Below are 22,069 nucleotides of genomic sequence, written 5' to 3' on the forward strand. Positions count from 1 at the left end.
GGGGGCCGGTATTCTCAAGGTGGGTTACATGAAACCCAGCTCAAGGCGGGCTTCGTCGGACATCATGTCCATGCCCCATGGCGGTTCCCAGACCAGTTCCACATTCACCTGTTTGATGCCGGGCAGAGGTTCGACTGCATCAGCAACCCAGCCTGGCATTTCACCGGCAACAGGGCAGCCGGGGGCGGTCAGGGACATTTTGATATCTACGGCGTTCTCGGCGTCGATGTCGATGGTGTAGATCAGCCCGAGTTCGTAAATATTTACAGGAATTTCAGGGTCATAGACGCTGCGGCAGGCCTCAACGACCTGTTCATACATCGGATGATCTGTGGTGGAGGGCGCAATCAGCGGCGTGCCTTCCATGGGTTGTGTTTGATCGGTCATCTGGCCCTCGTTTATATCTTGAGTGTTTATATAGGGTTTGTCGCTTGCAACGTCTAGGGCGAGAAGCCGACTGAAGCATCGAGGTATCGTTTGCAGACAGCTGTCTAGGGGCCTATCCTTAGACAGCTTTGCGTTTGCGCACCGGTTGCGGTTTTACCCGGGCTTCGATCTCGTCATAAAGCTTGCCGACGATATCCTTGCCGGTGGCCCTTTCGATGCCTTCAAACCCGGGTGAGGAATTCACCTCCAGAACCTTGGGGCCGCTTTCCGAACGCAGCAGGTCGACACCCGCCTTGCCCAGACCAAAAGCCCGGGCGGCGCGCAGAGCAGTGTCGCGTTCCTCTTTCGAGATGCGTACCACTTTCGCCGACCCACCGCGGTGCAGGTTCGAGCGAAAATCACCCTCGGCACCGGTGCGCTTCATCGCGGCCACAACCTTGCCGGCAATCACCAGACATCGAATGTCCTCGCCAGCGGCTTCCTTGACGAAATCCTGCACCAGAAAGTTCGCCTTGAGGCCGCGAAAGGCGTCGATCACGGATTCAGCCGCCTTTTTGGTTTCGGCCAGCACAACGCCTTTGCCCTGCGTTGATTCCAGCAGCTTCACGATCAGCGGGGCGGTTCCCACAAGGCCCATCAGGTTGCTGGTGTCCTTGGGTGAAGCGGCAAAAGCCGTGGTAGGCATACCGATTTTCTTGGAGGCCAGAACCTGATGAGCGTGCAGCTTGTCACGGCTTGCGGTGATCCCGGCACTGCCGTTTACGCAATAGGTCCCGATGGTTTCAAACTGGCGGATCACTGCGGTGCCATAGGGGGTGATCGACGCGCCGATACGCGGGATGACCGCGTCGTAACGGGGCAGGCGCTTGCCATCGTAATGGACTTCCGGGGCCATGGCGTTGATCGCCATATAACACCGGGTTGTGTCGATGACTTCAACTGTATGTCCGCGTTCTTCCCCGACCGCGACCAGACGGCGGGTGGAATAATTGTCTTCACGGCTGAGAACGGCAATGCGCAGGGCGCGTTTTGGTGCGGTTTTGCGCATGACAGCCGAATGATAGACGTCATAGTTAAGGTCTGGCTGCAAACGCCGTTCTGTTGCCGAGATGGTGATGTGATCGTTCAGCGCCTGCCGGCCCAGCAACATGCGGCTGCTCATTCCGGTGCGGTTGGTCAGGGTCACTTCGATGGGCCAGCTTTGCCCGCCGACGTCCAGTTTTGTCTCAATCACATAGCGCTGTTCGGCCTCGCCGTTAGACGAGGTCACCTCGCGCCGGTCGACCAAAGGGGCGGAACAGGTGATCACAATGTCTGTGCGCCCGGCAATCGGGTGGACGTTGAACCGGACCTTGGGTTTGGAGGCGGGGCCGAATGTCTCGATGTCATGGGCGTGCAGCGCTGACGTGCGCGCGCCGGTGTCAACTTTGGCCTTGATTGCGGGCAGGCCGAGCTCTGGCAATGCCACCCATTCTTCCCAGCCGAATGCTAAGTTTTCCATCTATCTACCCCCTTGCGTCCAAGCATCTGGCCTAACAGGGGGCGGAGGTAATCTCAACTGCAGACTGAGACGCGAGGCCTTAGTTTTCGTTGATGTCGCGTGTCACAATCCTTGCGCCGCTGGACTGTTTGCGAAATGCGGCCTTCAGCGCGATCCAAGCGGCAAGGGACAGGATTGCAAAGAGCGCCAGCAGGGCCGGAATATTGTTGAGGCTGATCAAGGCTACGATGCCCGCAACAATCACGGCCCCGATGGCAAAGCCCAGAAAGATAAAGCCGGGGGCCAGAAGTTCGACCACACCAAGGCCAAGAGCGATACAGATCCAGACCCACCAGAGTGTCAGATAGTCAGCCATTATCCACGTCCTTTCAGCAGTTTAAAGGCGTCGCCAAAGGCAGCCAGCGCTTCGGCAGGGACCACGATGGTCTGGTTGCCTTCACCGCTGCTCATGGCGCCGACGGCCTCAACCTGTTTCAGGGCGATCTGATATTGTGCCGCTTCGATACCGTTTTCATTGATGGCAACCGCGACCACCTGTGTGGCATAGGCTTCGGCCTCGGCCAGAACGCGGCGGGCTTTTGCGGTTTGCTCGGATGCATAAAGTTCCGCATCGGCGGCCAGTTCGACCGCACGTTTGGAGCCTTCGGCCTCGGTCACCTGGGCGCGGCGCGCGCGTTCGGCATTCAGTTGCTGCATCATCGCGGCGCGGGTGGCTGCATCAAGGTTCACGTCCAGAATTTCGGCCCGGGTCACTTCGATGCCCCAGTCGTCCACGGCCTGTTCAACAGTGGATTTGATCGTGTCGATCAGCGAATTACGGTTGGCCTGCACCTCGTCCAGATCCATTTTACCAATCTCGGCGCGCACGATACCGGCGACGGTTGTGGAAATCGCGGAATCAACATCGCGGATACGGTAAACAGTCTTTTCCGGTTCGGTGATGCGGTAAAACACCGAGGTATCCACCTGCGTCAGCACATTGTCGCGGGTGATGGCATCCTGCGAGGCGGTGGGCAGCTGGCGCTCAAGGATCGAGATTTTATGCGCAATCCGGTCGATAAACGGCACGATCATATTGATGCCTGGTCCCAGCACCGCGCGCAGCCGGCCAAAACGTTCAACAACATGCTGTTCTGACTGCGGAACGATCTTGACCGATTTGACAATCAGGATGACGACAAGCGCGGCCAATAACAGCCAAGCAAGGTTGTTTTCCAGAATGCTGATGATCAGTTGTTCGAAGTCCACAATAACTATCCTTTTGGGTTCCTATACCTGCTATATGTGGGTATTTTCACGGCTGATTGCAAGTTTTACCGTGGTGGTTTACCCCCTTACTCCAACGACAAGGAGTAGCCCGAAATGTCCCGCATTACCTTTGAAAAGCACGCGCAAGACGGCAAGGCGCGCGCTGGTGTCATCCATACAACGCGTGGTGATATCCGCACGCCGGCGTTTATGCCCGTGGGCACGGCGGCAACGGTCAAGGCGATGTTGCCCGAAAGCGTTGCGGCAACGGGGGCGGACATCTTGCTGGGCAATACCTATCATTTAATGTTGCGCCCCACAGCGGAACGCATTGCACGTTTGGGTGGGCTGCATAAATTCATGAATTGGGACAAGCCGATCCTGACGGATTCCGGCGGGTTTCAGGTGATGTCACTGGCTGATCTGCGCAAGCTGACAGAGCGCGGCGTGACATTCAAAAGCCATATCGACGGCTCAAGACATGAGATCACGCCGGAACGGTCGATGGAAATTCAGGCGCTTCTGGGCTCTGACATTGTCATGTGCTTTGACGAATGTCCCGCGTTGCCTGCGGATCGGGACCGTATCGCCAGCAGTATGGAATTGTCGATGCGGTGGGCGAAACGTTCAAAAGATGCATTTGGCGACCGGCCGGGCCATGCTTTGTTCGGCATTCAGCAGGGCGGTCTGGAAGAGGATCTGCGCCAGCAATCGGCACAAGCCCTGCGCGAGATCGGATTTGATGGGTATGCCGTCGGTGGTCTGGCCGTGGGCGAGGGGCAGGAGGCAATGTTTGGCTGTCTGGATTACGCGCCCGATCAACTGCCCGAGGACAAGCCCCGTTATCTGATGGGCGTGGGCAAGCCGGACGATATTGTCGGTGCGGTAAAGCGCGGGATTGATATGATGGATTGTGTTCTGCCCTCACGCTCGGGCCGCACAGGGCAGGTGTTTACCCGTCGCGGCGTCCTGAACATCAAGAATGCGCGCCATGCCGACGATCCGCGTCCCTTGGATGAAAACTGTGCCTGTCCGGCCTGCTCAAGCTATTCACGGGCCTATCTGCATCATGTGTTCCGCTCGCAAGAGATGATTTCGGGCATGTTGCTGACATGGCATAACCTTCGGTATTTTCAGGACATTATGGACGGGATGCGCGGTGCCATCGCGGCGGGTACATTCGCGACCTGGGAAAAGGATTTCCATGACGGGCGGGCGGAAGGCGATATTGAGCCGCTTTAAACCCGCGACCGTAGTTTTGTCACAAAAGAACACCGACCCGCGAAATTCGGGGGCTGTGGTAACGGAACCATCGTGATTGGTGTGCCGCTCTGGAACGGGTGTTTTTGCGCACCGGTGCATTCAGGTATTTTGTTTGACCGCATCTGGCTTGAGATGGGCCGGTTGCGCTGTGACCCGGGGTCAGCCCGCTTGTATTGGCGGGACTGGGGCATAGGTCAGGTTCAATGCAAATGAAATGAAAGTTACCCGAGTATGACAGAGACGCTGTTTACCCCCGCAAAACTTGGCGCAATTGATGTGTCCAACCGGATTGCAATGGCCCCGTTGACCCGCAACCGTGCTGACAATGATACCGGCGAAGTGGCTGATATGCATGTCGAATATTACCGCCAGCGCGCCGGTGCTGGTTTGATCATCACAGAGGCTGCCCAGATCAGCGGCGAAGGCAAAGGGTATTTCCAGACCCCGGGCATCTATACCGAGGGGCAGGTGGCCGCATGGCGCAAAGTCACCGACGCGGTTCATGCAGAAGGCGGCAAGATCGTGATCCAGCTGTGGCATGTGGGCCGCATCAGCCACAGCTCATTGCAGCCCGACGAACAGGCACCGGTTGCGCCCTCGCCGTTGAACGCGGGAGTAAAGACATTTACCGCAAATGGTTTCGAAGAAACCTCGGATCCGCGCGCGCTGGAGGTCGGCGAGATGGCACGCATTGTGTATGACTATACCCATGCCGCTGAAATGGCGATGCGGGCCGGGTTTGACGGTGTCGAAATTCATGCCGCCAACGGGTATCTTCTGGATCAGTTCCTCAAAACCGGATCGAACCAGCGCGACGATGCCTATGGTGGCAGTGTCGAGAACCGTGCCCGCCTGTTGATGGAAGTAACCAGCGCTGTGACCAAAGCCATTGGCGCGGATCGTACAGGCATCCGTCTGTCGCCATTTTCACCGGCAAACGGAATCAGCGATGATAATCCGCAAGAAACCTTTGAACATGTGATCAAGGGGCTTAACGGTTTTGGCTTGGCCTATCTGCACATGGTGGAAGGGGCGACAGGCGGCTCGCGGGAGCTGGCAGAGGGCGAAGACCTTAAGGCGCTGCGCGACTTGTTTGACGGGCCGTTCATGGCCAACAACGGCTATGATCGTGAAATGGCGCTGAATGCGGCAGAAACCGGCCATGCCGAGATCATCGCGATCGGCCGTCCTTTCATCGCGAACCCCGATTTGGTTGAGCGCTACAAACGCGACGCACCGATGAACGAGGGCAACCCCAAAACCTACTACGGTGGTGGCCACGAGGGCTTTACTGATTATCCCACATTGGACGGCTGAAAACGGCTGCCTGCCGCTTTGGCGGCGGGCAGTCCTATCTACTGGTTTCAATTTCCGTCAATTGGCCGGAAAACCACGGTTGCACCTATGGCCTTTGCAGGCGATTATGCGGCCAACCCCAAGGAACGGGGATTGAAACAGGCGGGCCGGAACTACATATCGGTCTGGAACGGGAGACGGCGTTGGTTGCCTATAAAAGGGACCGGAACTGTCTTGCTATATAAGGAATTGAGCATGTTAGACCCATTGAACGCCTCTTACCCGGTGTTGCCCCTGCGCGATATCGTCGTGTTCCCCCATATGATTGTGCCGCTTTTTGTTGGCCGTGAAAAATCCGTGCGCGCCCTCGAAGAGGTGATGGCGGACGACAAGCAGATCCTGCTGTCCAGCCAGATCGACCCCGGCGAGGATGATCCGCAAGCCGAAGGCATCTTTCGGGCGGGCGTATTGGCAAATGTTTTGCAACTGCTGAAATTGCCCGATGGTACCGTGAAGGTGCTGGTCGAAGGGCAGGCGCGGGTGCGTATCACTGATTACCTTGAGAATGACAATTTCTTTGAGGCGCGGGCCGAATATCTGACCGAAATGCCGGGGGATGCCGCCACCACCGAAGCTTTGCTGCGCTCGGTTGCGGATGAATTCGAACGCTATGCCAAAGTGAAAAAGAACGTGCCCGAAGAGGCGCTGACAGCGGTTGGCGAGACCGGCGAACCTGCGCGTCTGGCTGATCTGGTTGCCGGGCATCTGGGCATTGAAGTGGAGCAAAAACAGGATTTGCTTGAAACGCTGAGCGTGTCCGAGCGTTTGGAAAAAGTCTATGGGCTGATGCAGGGTGAAATGTCCGTGCTTCAGGTCGAGAAAAAGATCAAAACCCGCGTGAAGTCCCAGATGGAGCGGACCCAGCGCGAGTATTATCTGAACGAACAGATGAAGGCGATCCAGCAAGAGCTGGGGGATGGCGAGGACGGCAAGAACGAAGTTGCCGAACTGGAAGAGAAAATCGCCGCCACCAAACTAAGCAAGGAAGCGCGCGAGAAGGCGGATGCGGAGATCAAGAAGCTCAAGAACATGAGCCCGATGTCTGCGGAAGCCACGGTTGTGCGCAACTATCTGGACTGGATGCTGTCGATCCCGTGGGGCGTGAAGTCGCGCGTGAAAAAGAACCTCGGCAAGGCGCAGGAGGTTCTGGACAATGATCACTATGGTTTGGAAAAAGTCAAAGAGCGGATCGTCGAATACCTCGCGGTACAGCAGCGCTCAAGCAAGATGAAAGGCCCGATCATGTGTTTGGTCGGCCCTCCTGGTGTGGGTAAAACCTCACTTGGTAAATCCGTGGCCAAGGCAACGGGACGCGAGTTCATTCGCATCTCGCTGGGTGGCGTGCGTGACGAAAGCGAAATTCGCGGCCACCGCCGGACCTATATCGGCTCTATGCCCGGTAAGATCATTCAGGCGCTGAAAAAGGCCAAGACCACAAATCCGCTGATCCTGCTCGATGAGATCGACAAGATGGGGCAGGATTTCCGTGGTGATCCCGCATCCGCAATGCTGGAAGTGCTTGATCCGGAACAGAACGGCTCTTTCGTGGATCATTACATGGAGGTTGAATATGACCTGTCCAATGTGATGTTCCTGACCACCTCCAACAGCTATAACATGCCGGGGCCTTTGCTGGACCGGATGGAGATTATTCCGCTGTCGGGGTATACTGAGGATGAAAAGCTGGAGATTGCAAAGCAGCATCTGGTGCAAAAGCAGATCAAGAACCATGGTTTGAAAGCTAAGGAGTTCAAGATCGAGGATTCGGCCCTTCAGGGCATAATCCGCTATTACACCCGCGAGGCTGGCGTGCGGAACCTTGAACGTGAAATAGCCAAGGTGGCGCGTAAGTCCCTGACCAAGATCGTCAAAAAAGAGACCGAGAGCGTTACAGTTGACGGCGACAACCTTGGTGACTTCCTTGGGGTGCGTAAACACCGTTACGGTCTGGCCGAAGAAGAAAGCCAGGTGGGTGTCGTGACCGGGCTGGCCTATACCTCCGTTGGCGGTGAGTTGTTGCATATCGAAGCACTGCGCCTGCCGGGTAAGGGGCGGATGAAGACCACAGGTAAGCTGGGCGACGTGATGAAAGAGAGCATCGACGCCGCCTCCAGCTATGTGCGGTCAATTTCGCCTCAGATTGGTGTGAAGCCACCAAGTTTCGACACCTTGGACATTCACGTTCACGTGCCGGATGGTGCCACCCCCAAGGACGGGCCGTCGGCAGGTCTGGCCATGGTGACCTCGATTGTTTCGGTGCTGACGCGGATTCCCGTCCGCAAAGATATCGCGATGACCGGTGAAGTGTCTCTGCGTGGCAATGCGATGCCGATCGGTGGTTTGAAAGAGAAACTGCTGGCGGCATTGCGCGGTGGAATTAAAACAGTGCTGATCCCGGAAGAGAACGAAAAGGATCTGGCGGATATTCCGGATAATGTGAAAGAGGGGCTTGAGATCATTCCCGTCAAACATGTTTCCGAAGTGCTGGAACATGCGCTTGTGTCCAAGCCGGAAGCCATCGAATGGGATCAGGCGGCCGAGGATGCGGCGGCAGCGGCGGCACTGGCCGTGCGCAACGCGGACGGTGCTGCACCTACTGCACATTAAGCGGCACTGCGCCTTGAATACTCAAAACGCTCCGGATTTTCCGGGGCGTTTTTTGTGTTCGCCTGCATCAGACCGGATGGACACGCAGGTGCATCCAGCAGCCCCAGCCGTCAGGACGTCCAAGCAAAGCTAGAAAAAGAAACGACAACTCGCTAGACTGCCATCAGGCAAGAAATAAAAATGAGTGAGAGTTTCGTGAGTACAGCACCCCGCAAGCCGACCAAGTCAACGCGCGCCACAAAAGCGCCCAAAGCCAAAGCCCCCGGGCTCAAACCCGCGGCCTCCATACTGGACGGATCGCAGCCGGCACCGATGAAACAGGCAGAACCCAGGGTGGTGGATGCACCGACACCGGTGATCATTGGCCCGATGATGCGCAAGAAAGAGCTGATCGAAGCGGTCGTCGAACGTTCGGGTCTAAAAAAGAAAGACGTGAAGCCGGTGGTGGAAACAATGCTGGCCGTTTTGGGCGAGGCCATTGGCGACAACCGGGAACTGAACCTGCCGCCTATGGGGCGGATGAAGATCAGACGCGAAAAGAAACTGGCCAACGGACGAATGGTTGTGGCCAAAATCCGCCAGACCACGCCTTCGGAACGCTCCGAACCTTCTGATGCTACACAATTGCCAGACGCGCCTGATTATTAGGCTCAGGATTCATAGATTTTTCTGCGCCCGTTTGTCAGATTTTGTTCCTGACGAGGCGCGTTTTCGCAGGTTCTATGGATCCTGCGCCTAAGGCATTTCGGCGAAACCCCGGGTTAGAGAGCATCCGGCCTTTAACCTGAAGCATTTCGTATCCCTGATATCCCGAGAACGCGCAGCCTGACAGGGTATTGGGGATACCTGTTTAAGGTCGGGCGCTATATCGGCCCGTGGGCGCGATGAACCTGTGGTCTTCCATTCACTATCGGGGTGGCATTATCTATTGCTTAGGCAGCAGTACAGGCGGGGCAGCGATGACACATTATCCGAAAATTTGGTTTTTACGGCACGGTCAAACCGAGTGGAACAAGGCGTACCGCCTGCAAGGGCAGCTTGATTCCCCCCTGACACCGCAAGGGGTGTCGGATGCAAAGTGCCAGGCGTGCCTGATCGCCCCGATCCTATTGCAAGGGCCCGAGATTTTTGTTTCCCCGCTGGGGCGGACAATCCAGACCGCAGATATCGCCTTGGCCGGTGCAAATTATCGCTGTGACCCGCGATTGATGGAAATTCATGCGGGCAATTGGCAAGGTCGCCTGCGCGCCGATCTGCTGGCTGAAAACCCTGCTTGGGCTGAGGGCCACCCGTCGCCACTTGCGATTTACGAAGCCGCAGAAGGGGGCGAGGGGCTGGCGGCTTTCGAATCCCGTATCCGATCTTTTCTGGACGATCTGACAGGGCCCAGTGTTGTCGTTGCGCATGGGCTGTGGGGACAGGTGATGCGGGCGGTTGTGCGCGGATTGGACATGGAGCAAGCGGGGCATCTGTCTAACGATCAGGGCTGTGTTTATGTGCTGGAGAATGGGCAAGAGACTGTTCTGGAAACCATGCAATGAGTGCCTTTCCCCCCGTGTATATTCTGCGGCACGGTGAAACCGAATGGAACGCATCCGGGCGGTTGCAGGGCCGGTTTGATTCTCCGCTAACCGCCACCGGCCGCGTACAGGCTGAAACCCAGAACCGAATCCTGCGCACGCAAGACATCCAGCGGTTTGCAGCCATCAGCAGCCCACAAGGCCGGGCATTTAAAACAGCCAAAATCGCACTCGCCGGGCAAATCTCCCCGATCACCACTGATCCGGCCCTGAGTGAAATTGGATTGGGCGCTTGGGCGGGCAGGGAGCGCGGCGCGGTCATGGCCGAATCCGGTGCCCGTGACGGATTTGCCCTTTATGAACTGGCCCCCGACGGCGAGGGATTTGATGCGCTGCACGCCCGCTGTCTGCGATTCCTGAAAAACCTCAAGCAACCATCGGTTCTGATCACCCATGGCATCACATCCCGCATGTTGCGGCTGATTTTGACCGATAGTCCCATAGGTGCCCTTAGGGAAATCGACGGCGGACAGGGTGTTGTTTTCTTTTTATTTGATGGAGAGCAAAAAAGGCTCACTTAGGGGCTTGAAGCCCCCGCACTCCTTGGGCTAATAGACCCACACGGCGGGTCGTTAGCTCAGTTGGTAGAGCGCTTCGTTTACACCGAAGATGTCGGGAGTTCGAGCCTCTCACGACCCACCACCGTATATCCCTAACGTTTCGAAAGATGCTACCAACCGGCGGTTTAAGTCGTTTTCTGGTTGCAACTTTTCCTGCAAAAAGAATTGGGTAGGGTGAGACGATCGCGCCGCGGGCTTTGCGCCAGCGATCTGCGAAATTCCGAATTTACCTCAACCTCCGCGCGCCACAGATGCAGACCAGCTGGCAAGGCTTTGGGCGTGTCTTGTTTGGGACATGAGAAGCAGCCAACACGGATGTGGAACGCGGCCCTTCCGTGATGCTTTGCTTGCCAAGGGGGGGCTGTCAGAGGTTATGTTTGGCGCTGAGAAAACGGGGGCTAACATGACACCATATGACTGGCGGGAAAAGAAACGTAAAAGCGCAAAGCGCCATGTTTGGCCGGTGCTGTCGTTGCTGTTTATGCTGCTTGTTCTGGGCTACGAGGTCTGGCGGCGAACTGTTTAAAGCTTTTCGAGTTATCCAGAGGGATCACGCATCGCTTTTCACGTTCGACCAAGAGGGGAGGCGGCTCAGGGTTTATTTAAAACGCGATCGGTGTGGCCTGAGCCTGGAATCAGCTGCGCCCTTTTGATGGCTTAAAATAATCCGGTTCTGATTCTGGTGCGGCTTTTTGAAATTATGCCCGAGACACTCGTTTGCGGGGCGGAGGGTTGATTCCAATTGGGTGACTTCCAAGCGGGTTGAGCAGCCAAGGGCGTTGTTGGAAGGACAACTTACAACGCAGGGAGGAAAACGCGATCACCGGTCATTCCGCATCCACCGCGACCGGCAATAAAACTGGTAAAAAACCGGCCTGAACAGATTTTCCGCCCTTCGCGTGGATTTCTGTCTTGACGCTTCGCGCAGCCGACCATATGACATCCAAACGCTTCGAGAGTAACCTCGTAAGCTTGCAGTGGGCGGTTGTAGCTCAGTTGGTTAGAGTACCGGCCTGTCACGCCGGGGGTCGCGGGTTCGAGTCCCGTCAACCGCGCCACCGCTGCAAGATTTTCAAACAAAATCTGCGTTTTATCGACCGATTTCATCGGTGGGTTTGACGCGTGGTGCGGCGATGTCCGGTCTGTTGTTGCGATAACCTAAGGTAAACGTGCTGCGCTGGTTCGGCACCAAAGCAAGGCAGCTGAATGCGCCTTTGAAATAGGGTTATACCGCAGTTTTTGCAGGTTTGCCGGGCGGGAAAACCCCTGTTGTTTCCCAAGGGTCTGATAGAAAATTCGGCCATAATGCAATTACTGTCAAAACTCTCCCTTGACGGCTGTGCGGCACACCCATATGAGGTGCAAACGCGTCGCAGGAAACTGTGTCGCCACGCAGCGGGCGGTTGTAGCTCAGTTGGTTAGAGTACCGGCCTGTCACGCCGGGGGTCGCGGGTTCGAGTCCCGTCAACCGCGCCACCGCTGCCGAAAAGGGTCCTCTTTGAGGGCCCTTTTTTCTTTTAGAGATTTAGCTGTGAGACGGTCTCTGGCGCTGTGGGTGCGCGGTACATAACCGTCCCTAAAGGCAGAATATTTCCGGTCCGGGCTTAAAGCCCTGACATCACCGAGCCGTTGGCGTTATGAGGGTACATGAACACACTCCCGATCAATCCGTCCCGTCTGGGGATTTTTTGTATGCTGGGCGGGATGCTGTGCATTTCCGTCAATGACATGTTGGTGAAATCCCTGTCAGGCAGCTACCCGTTGCACGAGCTGATTATGCTGCGATCTGTTGTGGCGATTGGTTTTACGGTGGCTTTGCTGATGGCCGAGGGCGGGTTCAGGTTGTTGAATACCGGGCGTTGGGCGCTGCACGCCACCCGGGCATTGTTTATTCTGATCGCCAATACATCACTTTACGCCGCCATTGCCTCCCTGCCGTTGGCAACAGCAACGGCGTTGTATTTTGTTGCTCCGCTGTTTGTGACGCTGTTGTCGATTCCGATCTTGGGGGAAACGGTCGGGCCGCGCCGGTTTGCGGCGATTGGGATCGGGTTTCTTGGGGTCATGACGATGATGGCACCGCAGATCGTTGCAGGCGAAGGGGGCTATGGCTGGGTTGTGGTCTTGCCGGTTGTGGCGGCGGCATTCTATGCCTCGATGTCAGTGCTGACCCGCAAGCTGGGACAGACAAGCCGCGCCTCGGCGCTGGCGTTGCATATGCAGTTTGCCTTCATCTCGGTCAGTGCCATGGTCTATCTGGTGGCCGGGGACGGGCGGTTTGTCTCGCCCGACAGCAACCCGTCCCTAGAGTTTTTGTTGCGGGCGTGGGTTTGGCCAGAAAGGGGCGATCTGCTGCCCATTCTTGGGCTTGGGGTTTTGTCGGCTATGGTCGGGTACCTGATGACCCAGGCCTATCGCCTAAGCCACGCATCGGCGGTGGCGCCATTCGAATATGTGTTGCTGATCTTTTCACTGTTTTGGGGCTGGACGATATTCGGTGAATGGCCCTCTGTCAGCGTGCTGGCTGGGGCGGCCATTGTGATTGCATCGGGCGTCTATGTCTTCCTGCGTGAAGGGCGGGCCAAGTCCGATCCTAGGACGGGCTAAAAGTGCAGCGCATCAGCGGTCCGCGCCGCTGCCTGCGGTTTCTGTGTTGAATCGGCTGACGCTGCCAAACTGGCGGGCCGCGCTTTGTGCGAAACCCACGTCCTGTCGCGACAGGCGGGCCACTGTGCGCGCGATGCTGCGCCGCACATCAGCAGGGGCGACGTGGTATTGCAAGGCAAAGGCCTGCACCAGTTTTTCGCGCAAATCAAAAGCAAGATTGGGATTGGAGAGGTAGCGTGCTGCGATCTCGTCGACGCCCTTGGTGCCCTCCAGTTCGATCAAGGCGGTCGCATAAGCCCCAAGGTAGGGCTTGCGCGCGGCCACCCCCTTGGCGAGTGCTTCTGTCAGAACCGGTACAAAGCGGCGGTCGCCCGACAGACCGGCAAGCAGAATGCGGATTGGGCGCAGGGAGGCATCCTCTTGCGTCAAATCACGACGCAGCCCCGCCACCTGCGGCAGCGCGGTTTTGCGCAAAGTTGCATATTCCGCGCGGTCCATCTCGCGCAGGGCAAGCCGGCGCAGGGCAGGGTCGGTGGCGTTCAGGTGACGGGCGAAAAACGCGACCCGCGCGCGTTGGTCACCAGATTGCCAAGCGCCGTGCTGTGACAGGACCGCGCGCAACGCCTTGGCCATGGCCCCCTCAAACACTGCCACCTCTTGCCAGGGGCCGTAACTGCCATCCCGCGCGAGCAACACTTCGATGCCGGGTCGGCCCTGTGCGGCAAGGCGGGTTTGCGCCGAGGGACGCAGGCCGATTTGGGTGACCTGTGGTCCTGCAAGGGTCTCCAGAGCTTCGAATTGCGCGCCGCCTTTAGATAGGCGCGCAATCACCACCTCTTCGGTGGCCAACAGAACGTCAACCAACGTCGGGTCGGGGGTATAGCCATGAAAGGCACAGGCTTGCACAATAGGGGCACTCCCCAGACTGAGGCCGACAGCGACAACCATTCCAAGGAGACAGGGGCGCTGTGGCATGTTTCTTAGGTCAGTACCCATTATTTTTGCTGGTGTCCTGACGGATCACGTCAGCGCCTCCAGTATCCGTGCCCAAGACCGGATGCCTTTGTGAAAGCTCTCCATGTCGTATTTTTCATTGGGAGAATGCAGCGCGTCGTCATCCTTGCCAAAGCCAATCAGCATAGGTTCGGTGCCCAGAATTTTCTGGAAATGGCCGGCAATCGGGATCGACCCGCCACAGCCAACATAGGCCGCGGGCACCTGCCATTCGTCGGTCAGCGCCTTGCGGGCGCATTCAAACATCGGATCGGAAAAATCAGCACCTGATGCGCCGCTGGCCCCGTGACTGTGAAAGCTGACCTCGCAATCCGGCGGCAGCATTTCGGTGACCATGGCGCGGAAATTCTCGCGGATTGCCAGCGGGTCTTGGGTGCCGACAAGGCGGAAACTGATCTTGGCCGATGCTTTGGAGGGTAACACGGTCTTGAACCCGTCACCGGTATAGCCCCCCCAGATGCCATTCACTTCGCAGGTGGGCCGCGACCAGATCATCTCAAGCGGTGTACGGTCCTGTTCGCCGGCAGGGGTGGACAGTCCGACATCGGCAAGGAATTTTTGATGGTCAAAAGCCAGACCCTGCCATTGCGCCTCAAGCGCGTCAGAAAGTTCGGGCACCCCGTCATAAAAGTTCGGCACAGTGATCCGGCCAGTGTCATCATGCAGCGCCGCGATGATTTTGGACAGCACCCGCACAGGGTTCATCGCAATGCCACCGTACATGCCGGAATGCAGGTCAAGGGACGGCGCGGTGATCGTCAGCTCTTCGCCCAGCAATCCGCGCAACATGGTGACGATCGCAGGGGTCTTTGATTCGAACAAACCGGTATCACAGATCAGGGCAACGTCGGTTTTCAACTCTTCCGCGTTTTCCTGCATGAAGGGCACAAGTGACGGGGAACCTGATTCCTCTTCCCCCTCAAGAAAGAAGGTGATGCGGCAGGGCCAGTCTCCTTTGACGGTTTTCCACGCCCGCAGCGCCTCTATGAAAGTCATCAACTGGCCTTTGTCATCAGATGACCCGCGCCCGCGAATGACCTGACCTTTGGCGGTATCCTCGATCTGGGGATCAAAGGGATCATTGTCCCAAAGATCCAGCGGGTCCACCGGCTGGACGTCGTAGTGGCCGTAGAACAAAAGATGCGGGCCGCTATCGCCAAGGTGCCCGACCACCATCGGATGCCCCGGAGTGGGGCGCTTCGTGGTTTCGACCCCCATTTCCGACAATTCCCGCACCAGCCAGTCAGCGGCACGGTCACAATCCGCCTTATAGGCCGGATCTGTCGAGATGGACGGGATTCGCAAAAGATCCAGCAGCCGGTCTGTTGCGGCGGGCAGGTCTTCGTCGATCTTTGACAGAACGTCATCTAGGGACATGGGGAGGGCTCCGGTATCTGTGGGTTCGCCGCAGAGCGTATCAGTCAAGACCTGCGTGTCCAGAGGCCAATCGGAGGGGAGCAGGCCTGCCGTGACACAAAATTGACATAGATCAAAGCTGCGACAAACGGCGCATCTATATGACGTTGAATACAGGCGCGGATTTCTTTATTCGTTCCTGTTAATATGTTGTGGTACGAACGACGTCTGCCCTAAGCTGCTGATCGGAGATGCGCATGGACTATACCGCTAAACTGGACGAGGCGATTGCGCGCTTGCACGAAGAAGGCCGTTACCGGACCTTCATTGATATCGAACGGCGCAAGGGGCAGTTCCCTCATGCGATCTGGACCCGCCCTGATAAATCAGAGCAGGAAATCACCGTATGGTGTGGCAACGACTATCTCGGCATGGGGCAAAACCCTGTTGTGCTTGACGCCATGGAAGAAGCGTTGCGCGCCACGGGTGCAGGCTCTGGCGGGACGCGCAATATTTCCGGCACCACGGTTTATCACAAGCGGCTTGAAGCTGAGCTGGCGGATTTGCACGGCAAGGAAGAGGCGCTGTTGTTCACCTCGGCCTATATCGCCAATGATGCGACGCTTTCCACATTGCCCAAGCTTTTTCCCGGTCTGATCATCTATTCCGACGCGCTGAACCACGCCTCCATGATTGAAGGTGTGCGGCGCAACGGCGGGGCCAAACGGGTTTTCCGTCACAACGATGTTGCTCACCTGCGTGAATTGCTGGAAGCGGACGATCCGGCGGCCCCCAAAGTCATCGCCTTTGAATCGATTTATTCGATGGATGGCGATTTCGGTCCGATTGAAGCGATCTGTGATCTTGCGGATGAATTCGGCGCGCTGACCTATATCGACGAAGTACATGCCGTGGGCATGTACGGGCCGCGCGGGGCAGGGGTTGCCGAACGCGACGGGCTGATGGACCGGCTGGACATTATCAACGGCACGCTGGCCAAAGCATACGGCGTGATGGGCGGCTATATCGCGGCAAGCGCCAAGATGTGTGACGCCGTGCGCTCTTATGCGCCGGGCTTTATCTTTACCACGTCGTTGCCGCCAGCGGTGGCCGCAGGTGCGGCAGCGTCGGTCGCCTTTCTCAAGACCGCAACAGATCTGCGCGAGAAGCATCAGCAACAGGCAAAAATCCTGAAACTCCGCCTCAAGGGGCTGGGATTGCCGATCATTGATCACGGGTCACATATTGTGCCTGTGATGGTTGGGAACCCGGTTCATACCCAGATGTTGAGTGACATGTTGTTGCAGGATTATGGCATCTACGTTCAGCCGATCAACTTTCCGACGGTTCCGCGTGGCACAGAGCGTCTGCGCTTTACGCCCTCGCCGGTACATGAATTCGGTGAAATTGATGCCCTGATCCGGGCAATGGACGGATTGTGGTCGCATTGTGCGCTGAATCGTGCCGAAGCTGCTGGGTAAACAGGTTAAATTCGTATTTCACGTTGCACTGTGCTATCGATAACGAAACAAAAGGCCATATCCCGAATCGAGGGGCGATTCAGGTAAAATGGTTTCAGGCACGTTAACGATGGGGCGATGGGATGATCGGGCGTTGGTCCTCTAAGGCTAAAAACGAAGAACTTGCTGAACCCGTAGGGTTTGATGCTTTCGAATTGCGTCTTGGGGATGTAATGCGCGGCGAACGCGCCACGATGGGGAAATCACTGCTGGATGTTCAGCGTGAACTCCGGATCAAAGCCTCATATATTGCTGCCATCGAAAATGCCGATCCTGATGCCTTTGATACACCGGGGTTCATCGCAGGCTATGTCCGGTCTTATGCCCGTTATCTGGATATGGATCCGGACAAGGCATTTGCGGCTTTCTGCACCGAATCTGGTTTTACCGTTGCGCATGGCATGTCTGCGGATGCGTCTGTGATCAAAAAACCAGCATTGGAAGGGCGCAGCGGCACCCCGTCAGATGCGGATTTGTTTGCCCGCCCGAACACACCTTTTACCCCAGCTGGCGATAGTCTGCTTAGCCGGATCGAACCGGGGGCCGTCGGATCAATGATTGTGCTGGTGGCGCTGATTGGTGCAATCGGTTTCGGCGGGTATACCGTTTTGCAAGAAGTGCAGCGTGTGCAGGTGGCACCGGTCGATCAAACGCCGGTTGTGTTGTCTGATCTGGACCCGCTTCAGGGCGCATTGACCGCAACACCAGACGCCAATGCTGGTGCCAATGCCGGCCATGGTCTAACCCCACGTGCCGAGGCGATGGACCGTCTCTATCGTCCTCAGGCATTGGATGTGCCGGTGATGGTGGCCCGCGATGCGCCGATTGCAACAATCGACCCGCGCACCCTGGGTAATTTTGCCTCGCCTGATCAGTCGTCGCGTATTGCCGGTATGGTTGCCGACGAGCTGCCGTCCGGTATCGATAATCCGGCTGTGCCGCAGGTTGTCGAAGGCCCCGCCGCGGCTGTGCGTATGGTTGCGGCCTATCCGTCATGGGTGCGTGTGCGGGCCGCTGACGGGACTGTGATCTTTGAGGGGGTCATGGACAAGGGCGACACATGGGATGTACCCGCCACCGAAGAACCGCCAACCCTGCGTACCGGCGAATCCGGTGCATTGTATTTTGCCATGGCCGATGGCTGTTATGGCCCAGTTGGGGCACGTGGCAGTATCACATCGAATCTGCCTTTGGACAATCAGGCGTTAACCGCCCTTTATGAACCGGTTGACCCGACTGCGGATCGCTCGCTGACACGGATGTTTGCCGATCTTGCCAGCTCTGACCTTGATCCGGCGGTGCTTGCGGCGATGCCCTGTCAGGCAAACTAAGTAATCTTCCAACTGATTGGTGATTGCCACAGGCGGGCATTGCCCGGCCAAACCTCCATTGCGAACACGACCCCAAGTGAATAGATGAGAGACATCGCTCTTTGCTAAAAGGTTGCTTTCATGTCGCTTAACTCCATCCGTCCATGGCGCAACATCTACCGCAGGAAATCCCGCCAGATTCTGGTGGGCAATGTCCCCGTAGGCGGGGATGCACCGATTTCGGTGCAAACCATGACCAACACCCTAACCACCGATGTGAAGGGCACCATTGCCCAAGTGCAGGCCGCGGCAGACGCGGGTGCTGATATTGTGCGGGTCTCGGTCCCTGATGAGGCCTCCTCGAAGGCGTTGAAGCTGATCGTGCCAGAGGTTTCGGTGCCGATCGTCGCGGACATACATTTCCACTACAAACGCGGGATCGAGGCCGCCGAGGCCGGTGCGGCCTGTTTGCGGATCAATCCGGGCAATATCGGGGATGAAAAGCGGGTCAAGGAAGTGATCAAGGCAGCGCGGGACCATGCGTGTTCGATCCGGATCGGGGTGAATGCCGGCAGTCTTGAAAAACACCTGCTGGAGAAATACGGCGAACCTTGTCCTGATGCGATGGTGGAAAGCGGGCTGGATCACATCAAGATTTTGCAAGACAACGACTTTCACGAGTTCAAAATCAGTTGCAAGGCATCGGATGTGTTTATGGCCGCCGCAGCCTATCAAAAGCTAGCGGATGCCACGGATGCGCCGATCCACCTTGGCATCACCGAAGCTGGCGGTTTGATCAGTGGGACCGTGAAATCCGCAATTGGCATGGGCAATCTGTTGTGGATGGGAATCGGCGACACCATCCGCGTGTCCCTGTCGGCTGATCCGGTAGAAGAAGTGAAGATGGGATTCGAAATTCTGAAGTCACTTGGCCTGCGTCATCGCGGTGTGAACATCATTTCCTGCCCGTCCTGTGCGCGTCAGGGGTTCGATGTGATCAAGACGGTTGAGGTTCTGGAGCAGCGCCTTGAACATATCAAAACCCCGATGAGCCTGAGCATTATCGGCTGTGTGGTCAATGGCCCGGGCGAGGCCCTGATGACCGACGTTGGCTTTACCGGAGGGGGGGCAGGTTCGGGGATGGTGTATTTGGCGGGCAAGCAAAGCCACAAACAGGACAACGCCGAAATGATCGAACACATCGTCGAACAGGTCGAGAAACGTGCAGCGGAAATCGACGCCCAGACAGCCAAGGCTGACGGGTAAACAAGCCGTTTTCCAGTCGACACCCAAAGGGGCTGGGTTTAGACATAGATATGGTAGCCGCTGTCGATAATCCCCCCAAGTATGCCGAGTTTTTCTGCGGTGCCGGCATGGTGCGTGCGGGGCTTGGCAAGGCGTGGGACTGTGCCTTGGCCAATGACATCGACCTTATGAAATGCGCCACTTATGCGCGGAATTGGGGTGCTGAACATCTGTTTGAGTGTGACATTGCAGCCCTTGATATCGCCCCCTTGGCACAGCCGATAGATTTGTATTGGGCATCCAGCCCCTGTCAGGATTTCTCGCTTGCGGGTAAGGGGCGGGGATTGAACGGCGCGCGCTCTGGCATGTTCATGGAATGGGCGCGGCTGATCGGGCAGGCGGGAGAACGCGGGTTTGCCCCGCGTATCATTGCATTTGAAAACGTCACCGGATTGATGACTCGTAACGGTGGGCGCGACTTACGCGCTGTTTTGGAGACCTTGATCGGGCTGGGGTATCGCGTCGGCGCGCTGGAAATTGATGCAGCAAAGTTCCTGCCCCAGAGTCGGCCGCGCCTGTTCATCATCGGAGTGCGGCAGGACGTATTGATCGACGGGTTGGCCGGCAAGACTGCGAACGGCGTTTTCCACACCGATAAAGTCACTTCTTTTGTGGCAAAGCTGCCCAAAAGCATTGCCCGGCACTGGGTCTGGTGGACACATGAAGCACCCGCGCCGCGGCGGGTTTCCCTGCGCAAACTGGTGGATGAAACCCCAAACACCACTTGGCTGGCCGAGCCAGAAGTTTCGCGTCTGTTGTCGATGATGTCCGAACCCAGCCAGACAAGGGTGCGCAAGGCGCGCAGCACCGGCAAGACCGAAATCGGCATGTTGTATAAACGGGGCCGCCCCGATGAAAGTGGCACGAACCGGCAACGCGCTGAAGTGCGGTTTGACGGTCTGGCGGGATGTCTGCGCACCCCTGCGGGCGGCTCGTCACGCCAGACGATTATGTTCATCAAAGGCAACGAAACCCGTGCGCGGCTTTTGTCCAGCAAAGAGGTTGCGCGGCTGATGGGGTTGAGCGACCGGTTCAAGATGCCGGAGCGCTATAACCAGGCCTATCAGGTGGCCGGGGATGGCGTGGCGGTGCCAATCGTCAGCTATCTGGACCGGAGCCTGTTCCAGCCGATCCTGCAAGCCACCCTGCGCCGGCAAGTTGCATGAGCAACGCGCAGGAATACCGGTCCAAGGCGCTGGGGGCACTGACCAACGACATCGGTGTCTATGCGCTGTGTGATCTGGACGGGCAGCCGATCTATGTAGGACAATCGGTGGATGGCATCCGCAGCCGCGTGCGCCGTCATCTGACTTCGGCCCGTTCTGATGTCATCGCGAACCGGCAGATCGACGTTTGGGAAATCGCTTTTGTCTGGGCATGGCCGGTCATGGAAAAGGCAGATGTTCAGCCGCTTGAAGACGCGGTATTCCAACATTTCGATGCAGAGCAACCGTTGATGAATGGCAAAAGCCTGAGCGGGCCGGTGGGCACGCTGGACTGGCCGGAAAAGCAACAGGTGCAGGTGATCGAGGAAACTGACCGCCTGTTGCGGCTTGATCCGGCGCAACGCCTGCCGCGGCAAATCCAACAGTATAATTTGTTGGTGGACTACATCCTGACAGTTAAGGATGCTGCCCACCTGAAGCGGTCTCTGGAGGCGCATTTTCAGCGCCTCGTGAAGTATCATAAGACATTTCTATAGCGGTTTTACCCGCGCTTTTCGTCCAGCAGGGCCCGCATCTGGTCATAGGGCAGATAACCGCGCAGCAACTCGTCCTTCATCACAAAGGTCGGCGTGCCGGTAATCTGTAAACGCTGGGCAAGGGCGCGGGTACCGGCGATTTCTTGTGTCACGGCATCACTATTCATCGCGGCCTCAATGGCGTCTGCATCCAGCTCTAATGTGGTGGCTAAACGGCGCAGCGATGCAATGCTGACGTCACCGCGAAAGGCCATTAACGCATCATTGACCGCCTTATAACTGTCATCCCCGGCAACCTGTTTCACCGCCACGGCAAACCGCGAGGCCAGCACAGATTGATCACCCAGAATCGGGAACTCTTTGACGATCAGGCGGATATTTCCGTCTTTCTCCAACAGTTTGGCGACTTCGTCATGGGCTTTTTTGCAGTAACCACAGCGGTAATCCAGAAACTCGACCAAGGTGATGTCGCCCTCGGGGTTGCCGCCAACCCAGGAATAGCCGTCATTGAAAATGGCGTCGGCGTTGACGCTGACAAGGTCCACATCGGCCTGCGCCTGGGCGTTGGCCTCCTTCGCGCGCAGGGCATCGACGGCCTCCATGATCACCTCGGGGTTCTCCATCAGATAGGCCCGCACTTCGGCGCGGAACTGGGCGCGTTCTGCATCTGACAATTCGGTCAAATCCATGGCGGTGGCGGGCAGGGCGAGGGCTGCTGCGAAAATTGGGGCAGCAAAACGGAGCATCATGACA

20 protein-coding genes and 3 tRNA genes are annotated in these 22,069 nt (G+C 57.2%); 16 read left to right on the forward strand and 7 right to left on the reverse strand.

What is annotated here, in order from left to right; all coding sequences use genetic code 11:
- Positions 1 to 24: 24 nt before the first annotated feature.
- From HKX44_RS03515 to HKX44_RS03530, 4 genes are all read right to left on the reverse strand, one after another.
- Positions 25 to 387: an SUF system Fe-S cluster assembly protein gene (locus HKX44_RS03515; RefSeq protein WP_025044536.1), complete on the reverse strand. Its 363-nt coding sequence runs from the start codon at positions 385 to 387 to the stop codon at positions 25 to 27.
- 118 nt (positions 388 to 505) lie between these two features.
- The gene (gene rimK, locus HKX44_RS03520; protein ID WP_276149915.1) at positions 506 to 1,888 is read right to left on the reverse strand and encodes a 30S ribosomal protein S6--L-glutamate ligase; all 1,383 of its coding nucleotides are present in this window, start codon (positions 1,886 to 1,888) and stop codon (positions 506 to 508) included.
- Positions 1,889 to 1,967: 79 nt separating this feature from the next.
- Positions 1,968 to 2,243: a hypothetical protein gene (locus tag HKX44_RS03525; protein ID WP_276149916.1), complete on the reverse strand. Its 276-nt coding sequence runs from the start codon at positions 2,241 to 2,243 to the stop codon at positions 1,968 to 1,970.
- Positions 2,243 to 3,136 carry an SPFH domain-containing protein gene (locus tag HKX44_RS03530; protein WP_276149917.1) on the reverse strand — a complete coding sequence of 298 codons (894 nt, stop codon included), beginning with the start codon at positions 3,134 to 3,136 and terminating at the stop codon, positions 2,243 to 2,245. Before HKX44_RS03530 ends, HKX44_RS03525 begins: the two co-directional genes overlap by 1 nt.
- Positions 3,137 to 3,250: 114 nt before the next feature.
- On the opposite strand from HKX44_RS03530, the gene tgt reads away from it, so the two are divergent.
- The 11 genes from tgt (at position 3,251) to HKX44_RS03585 (ending at position 13,109) form a co-directional block, all read left to right on the forward strand.
- Positions 3,251 to 4,378, forward strand: a complete 1,128-nt coding sequence (tgt, locus tag HKX44_RS03535; RefSeq protein ID WP_276149918.1) for a tRNA guanosine(34) transglycosylase Tgt — start codon at positions 3,251 to 3,253, stop codon at positions 4,376 to 4,378.
- A 252-nt stretch (positions 4,379 to 4,630) separates the two neighbouring features.
- Entirely contained in the window at positions 4,631 to 5,716 is a 1,086-nt protein-coding gene (locus HKX44_RS03540) for an alkene reductase (protein WP_276149919.1), read from the forward strand.
- A gap of 234 nt (positions 5,717 to 5,950) precedes the next feature.
- Positions 5,951 to 8,362: an endopeptidase La gene (gene lon / locus HKX44_RS03545; RefSeq protein WP_276149920.1), complete on the forward strand. Its 2,412-nt coding sequence runs from the start codon at positions 5,951 to 5,953 to the stop codon at positions 8,360 to 8,362.
- Positions 8,363 to 8,542: 180 nt separating this feature from the next.
- Positions 8,543 to 9,010, forward strand: a complete 468-nt coding sequence (locus tag HKX44_RS03550) for an HU family DNA-binding protein (RefSeq protein ID WP_276153185.1) — start codon at positions 8,543 to 8,545, stop codon at positions 9,008 to 9,010.
- A 311-nt stretch (positions 9,011 to 9,321) separates the two neighbouring features.
- Positions 9,322 to 9,903 carry a histidine phosphatase family protein gene (locus HKX44_RS03555; protein WP_276149922.1) on the forward strand — a complete coding sequence of 194 codons (582 nt, stop codon included), beginning with the start codon at positions 9,322 to 9,324 and terminating at the stop codon, positions 9,901 to 9,903.
- Positions 9,900 to 10,463 (forward strand): histidine phosphatase family protein, encoded by a 564-nt coding sequence (locus HKX44_RS03560; RefSeq protein ID WP_276149923.1) that lies wholly within the window; start codon positions 9,900 to 9,902, stop codon positions 10,461 to 10,463. Before HKX44_RS03555 ends, HKX44_RS03560 begins: the two co-directional genes overlap by 4 nt.
- 45 nt (positions 10,464 to 10,508) lie before the next feature.
- A tRNA-Val gene (locus HKX44_RS03565) sits at positions 10,509 to 10,584 on the forward strand.
- A gap of 321 nt (positions 10,585 to 10,905) precedes the next feature.
- Entirely contained in the window at positions 10,906 to 11,028 is a 123-nt protein-coding gene (locus HKX44_RS03570) for a hypothetical protein (protein ID WP_276149924.1), read from the forward strand.
- Positions 11,029 to 11,483: 455 nt separating this feature from the next.
- Positions 11,484 to 11,560, forward strand: a tRNA-Asp gene (locus HKX44_RS03575).
- Positions 11,561 to 11,901: 341 nt separating this feature from the next.
- A tRNA-Asp gene (locus HKX44_RS03580) sits at positions 11,902 to 11,978 on the forward strand.
- Between the two features lie 171 nt (positions 11,979 to 12,149).
- Complete coding sequence (locus HKX44_RS03585; RefSeq protein WP_276149925.1) at positions 12,150 to 13,109, forward strand: DMT family transporter; 960 nt, start codon at positions 12,150 to 12,152, stop codon at positions 13,107 to 13,109.
- A 12-nt stretch (positions 13,110 to 13,121) separates the two neighbouring features.
- On the opposite strand, the gene HKX44_RS03590 is transcribed toward HKX44_RS03585, so the two are convergent.
- Together HKX44_RS03590 and HKX44_RS03595 are read right to left on the reverse strand one after the other, a co-directional pair.
- Positions 13,122 to 14,105, reverse strand: a complete 984-nt coding sequence (locus HKX44_RS03590) for a hypothetical protein (RefSeq protein ID WP_276153186.1) — start codon at positions 14,103 to 14,105, stop codon at positions 13,122 to 13,124.
- A gap of 24 nt (positions 14,106 to 14,129) precedes the next feature.
- Positions 14,130 to 15,500, reverse strand: coding sequence for a M20/M25/M40 family metallo-hydrolase (locus HKX44_RS03595; RefSeq protein WP_276149927.1), 1,371 nt, complete (start codon positions 15,498 to 15,500; stop codon positions 14,130 to 14,132).
- A gap of 236 nt (positions 15,501 to 15,736) precedes the next feature.
- Between HKX44_RS03595 and hemA the strand changes: the two genes are divergently transcribed.
- The 5 genes from hemA (at position 15,737) to HKX44_RS03620 (ending at position 21,316) form a co-directional block, all read left to right on the forward strand.
- On the forward strand, positions 15,737 to 16,960 hold the full coding sequence (gene hemA / locus HKX44_RS03600) for a 5-aminolevulinate synthase (RefSeq protein ID WP_276149928.1): 1,224 nt from the start codon (positions 15,737 to 15,739) through the stop codon (positions 16,958 to 16,960).
- 122 nt (positions 16,961 to 17,082) lie between these two features.
- Positions 17,083 to 18,330: a helix-turn-helix domain-containing protein gene (locus tag HKX44_RS03605; RefSeq protein ID WP_276149929.1), complete on the forward strand. Its 1,248-nt coding sequence runs from the start codon at positions 17,083 to 17,085 to the stop codon at positions 18,328 to 18,330.
- 120 nt (positions 18,331 to 18,450) lie between these two features.
- Entirely contained in the window at positions 18,451 to 19,575 is a 1,125-nt protein-coding gene (gene ispG / locus HKX44_RS03610; RefSeq protein WP_276149930.1) for a flavodoxin-dependent (E)-4-hydroxy-3-methylbut-2-enyl-diphosphate synthase, read from the forward strand.
- Positions 19,576 to 19,625: 50 nt separating this feature from the next.
- Positions 19,626 to 20,780, forward strand: coding sequence for a DNA cytosine methyltransferase (locus tag HKX44_RS03615; RefSeq protein WP_276149931.1), 1,155 nt, complete (start codon positions 19,626 to 19,628; stop codon positions 20,778 to 20,780).
- Entirely contained in the window at positions 20,777 to 21,316 is a 540-nt protein-coding gene (locus tag HKX44_RS03620; protein ID WP_276149932.1) for a GIY-YIG nuclease family protein, read from the forward strand. Before HKX44_RS03615 ends, HKX44_RS03620 begins: the two co-directional genes overlap by 4 nt.
- A gap of 5 nt (positions 21,317 to 21,321) precedes the next feature.
- Here HKX44_RS03620 and HKX44_RS03625 read toward each other — a convergent pair whose 3' ends face one another.
- Positions 21,322 to 22,065 (reverse strand): DsbA family protein, encoded by a 744-nt coding sequence (locus HKX44_RS03625; RefSeq protein WP_276149933.1) that lies wholly within the window; start codon positions 22,063 to 22,065, stop codon positions 21,322 to 21,324.
- Positions 22,066 to 22,069 lie beyond the last annotated feature (4 nt).

It is taken from the genome of Sulfitobacter sp. M05, assembly GCF_029285175.1.
GTDB lineage: Bacteria > Pseudomonadota > Alphaproteobacteria > Rhodobacterales > Rhodobacteraceae > Sulfitobacter.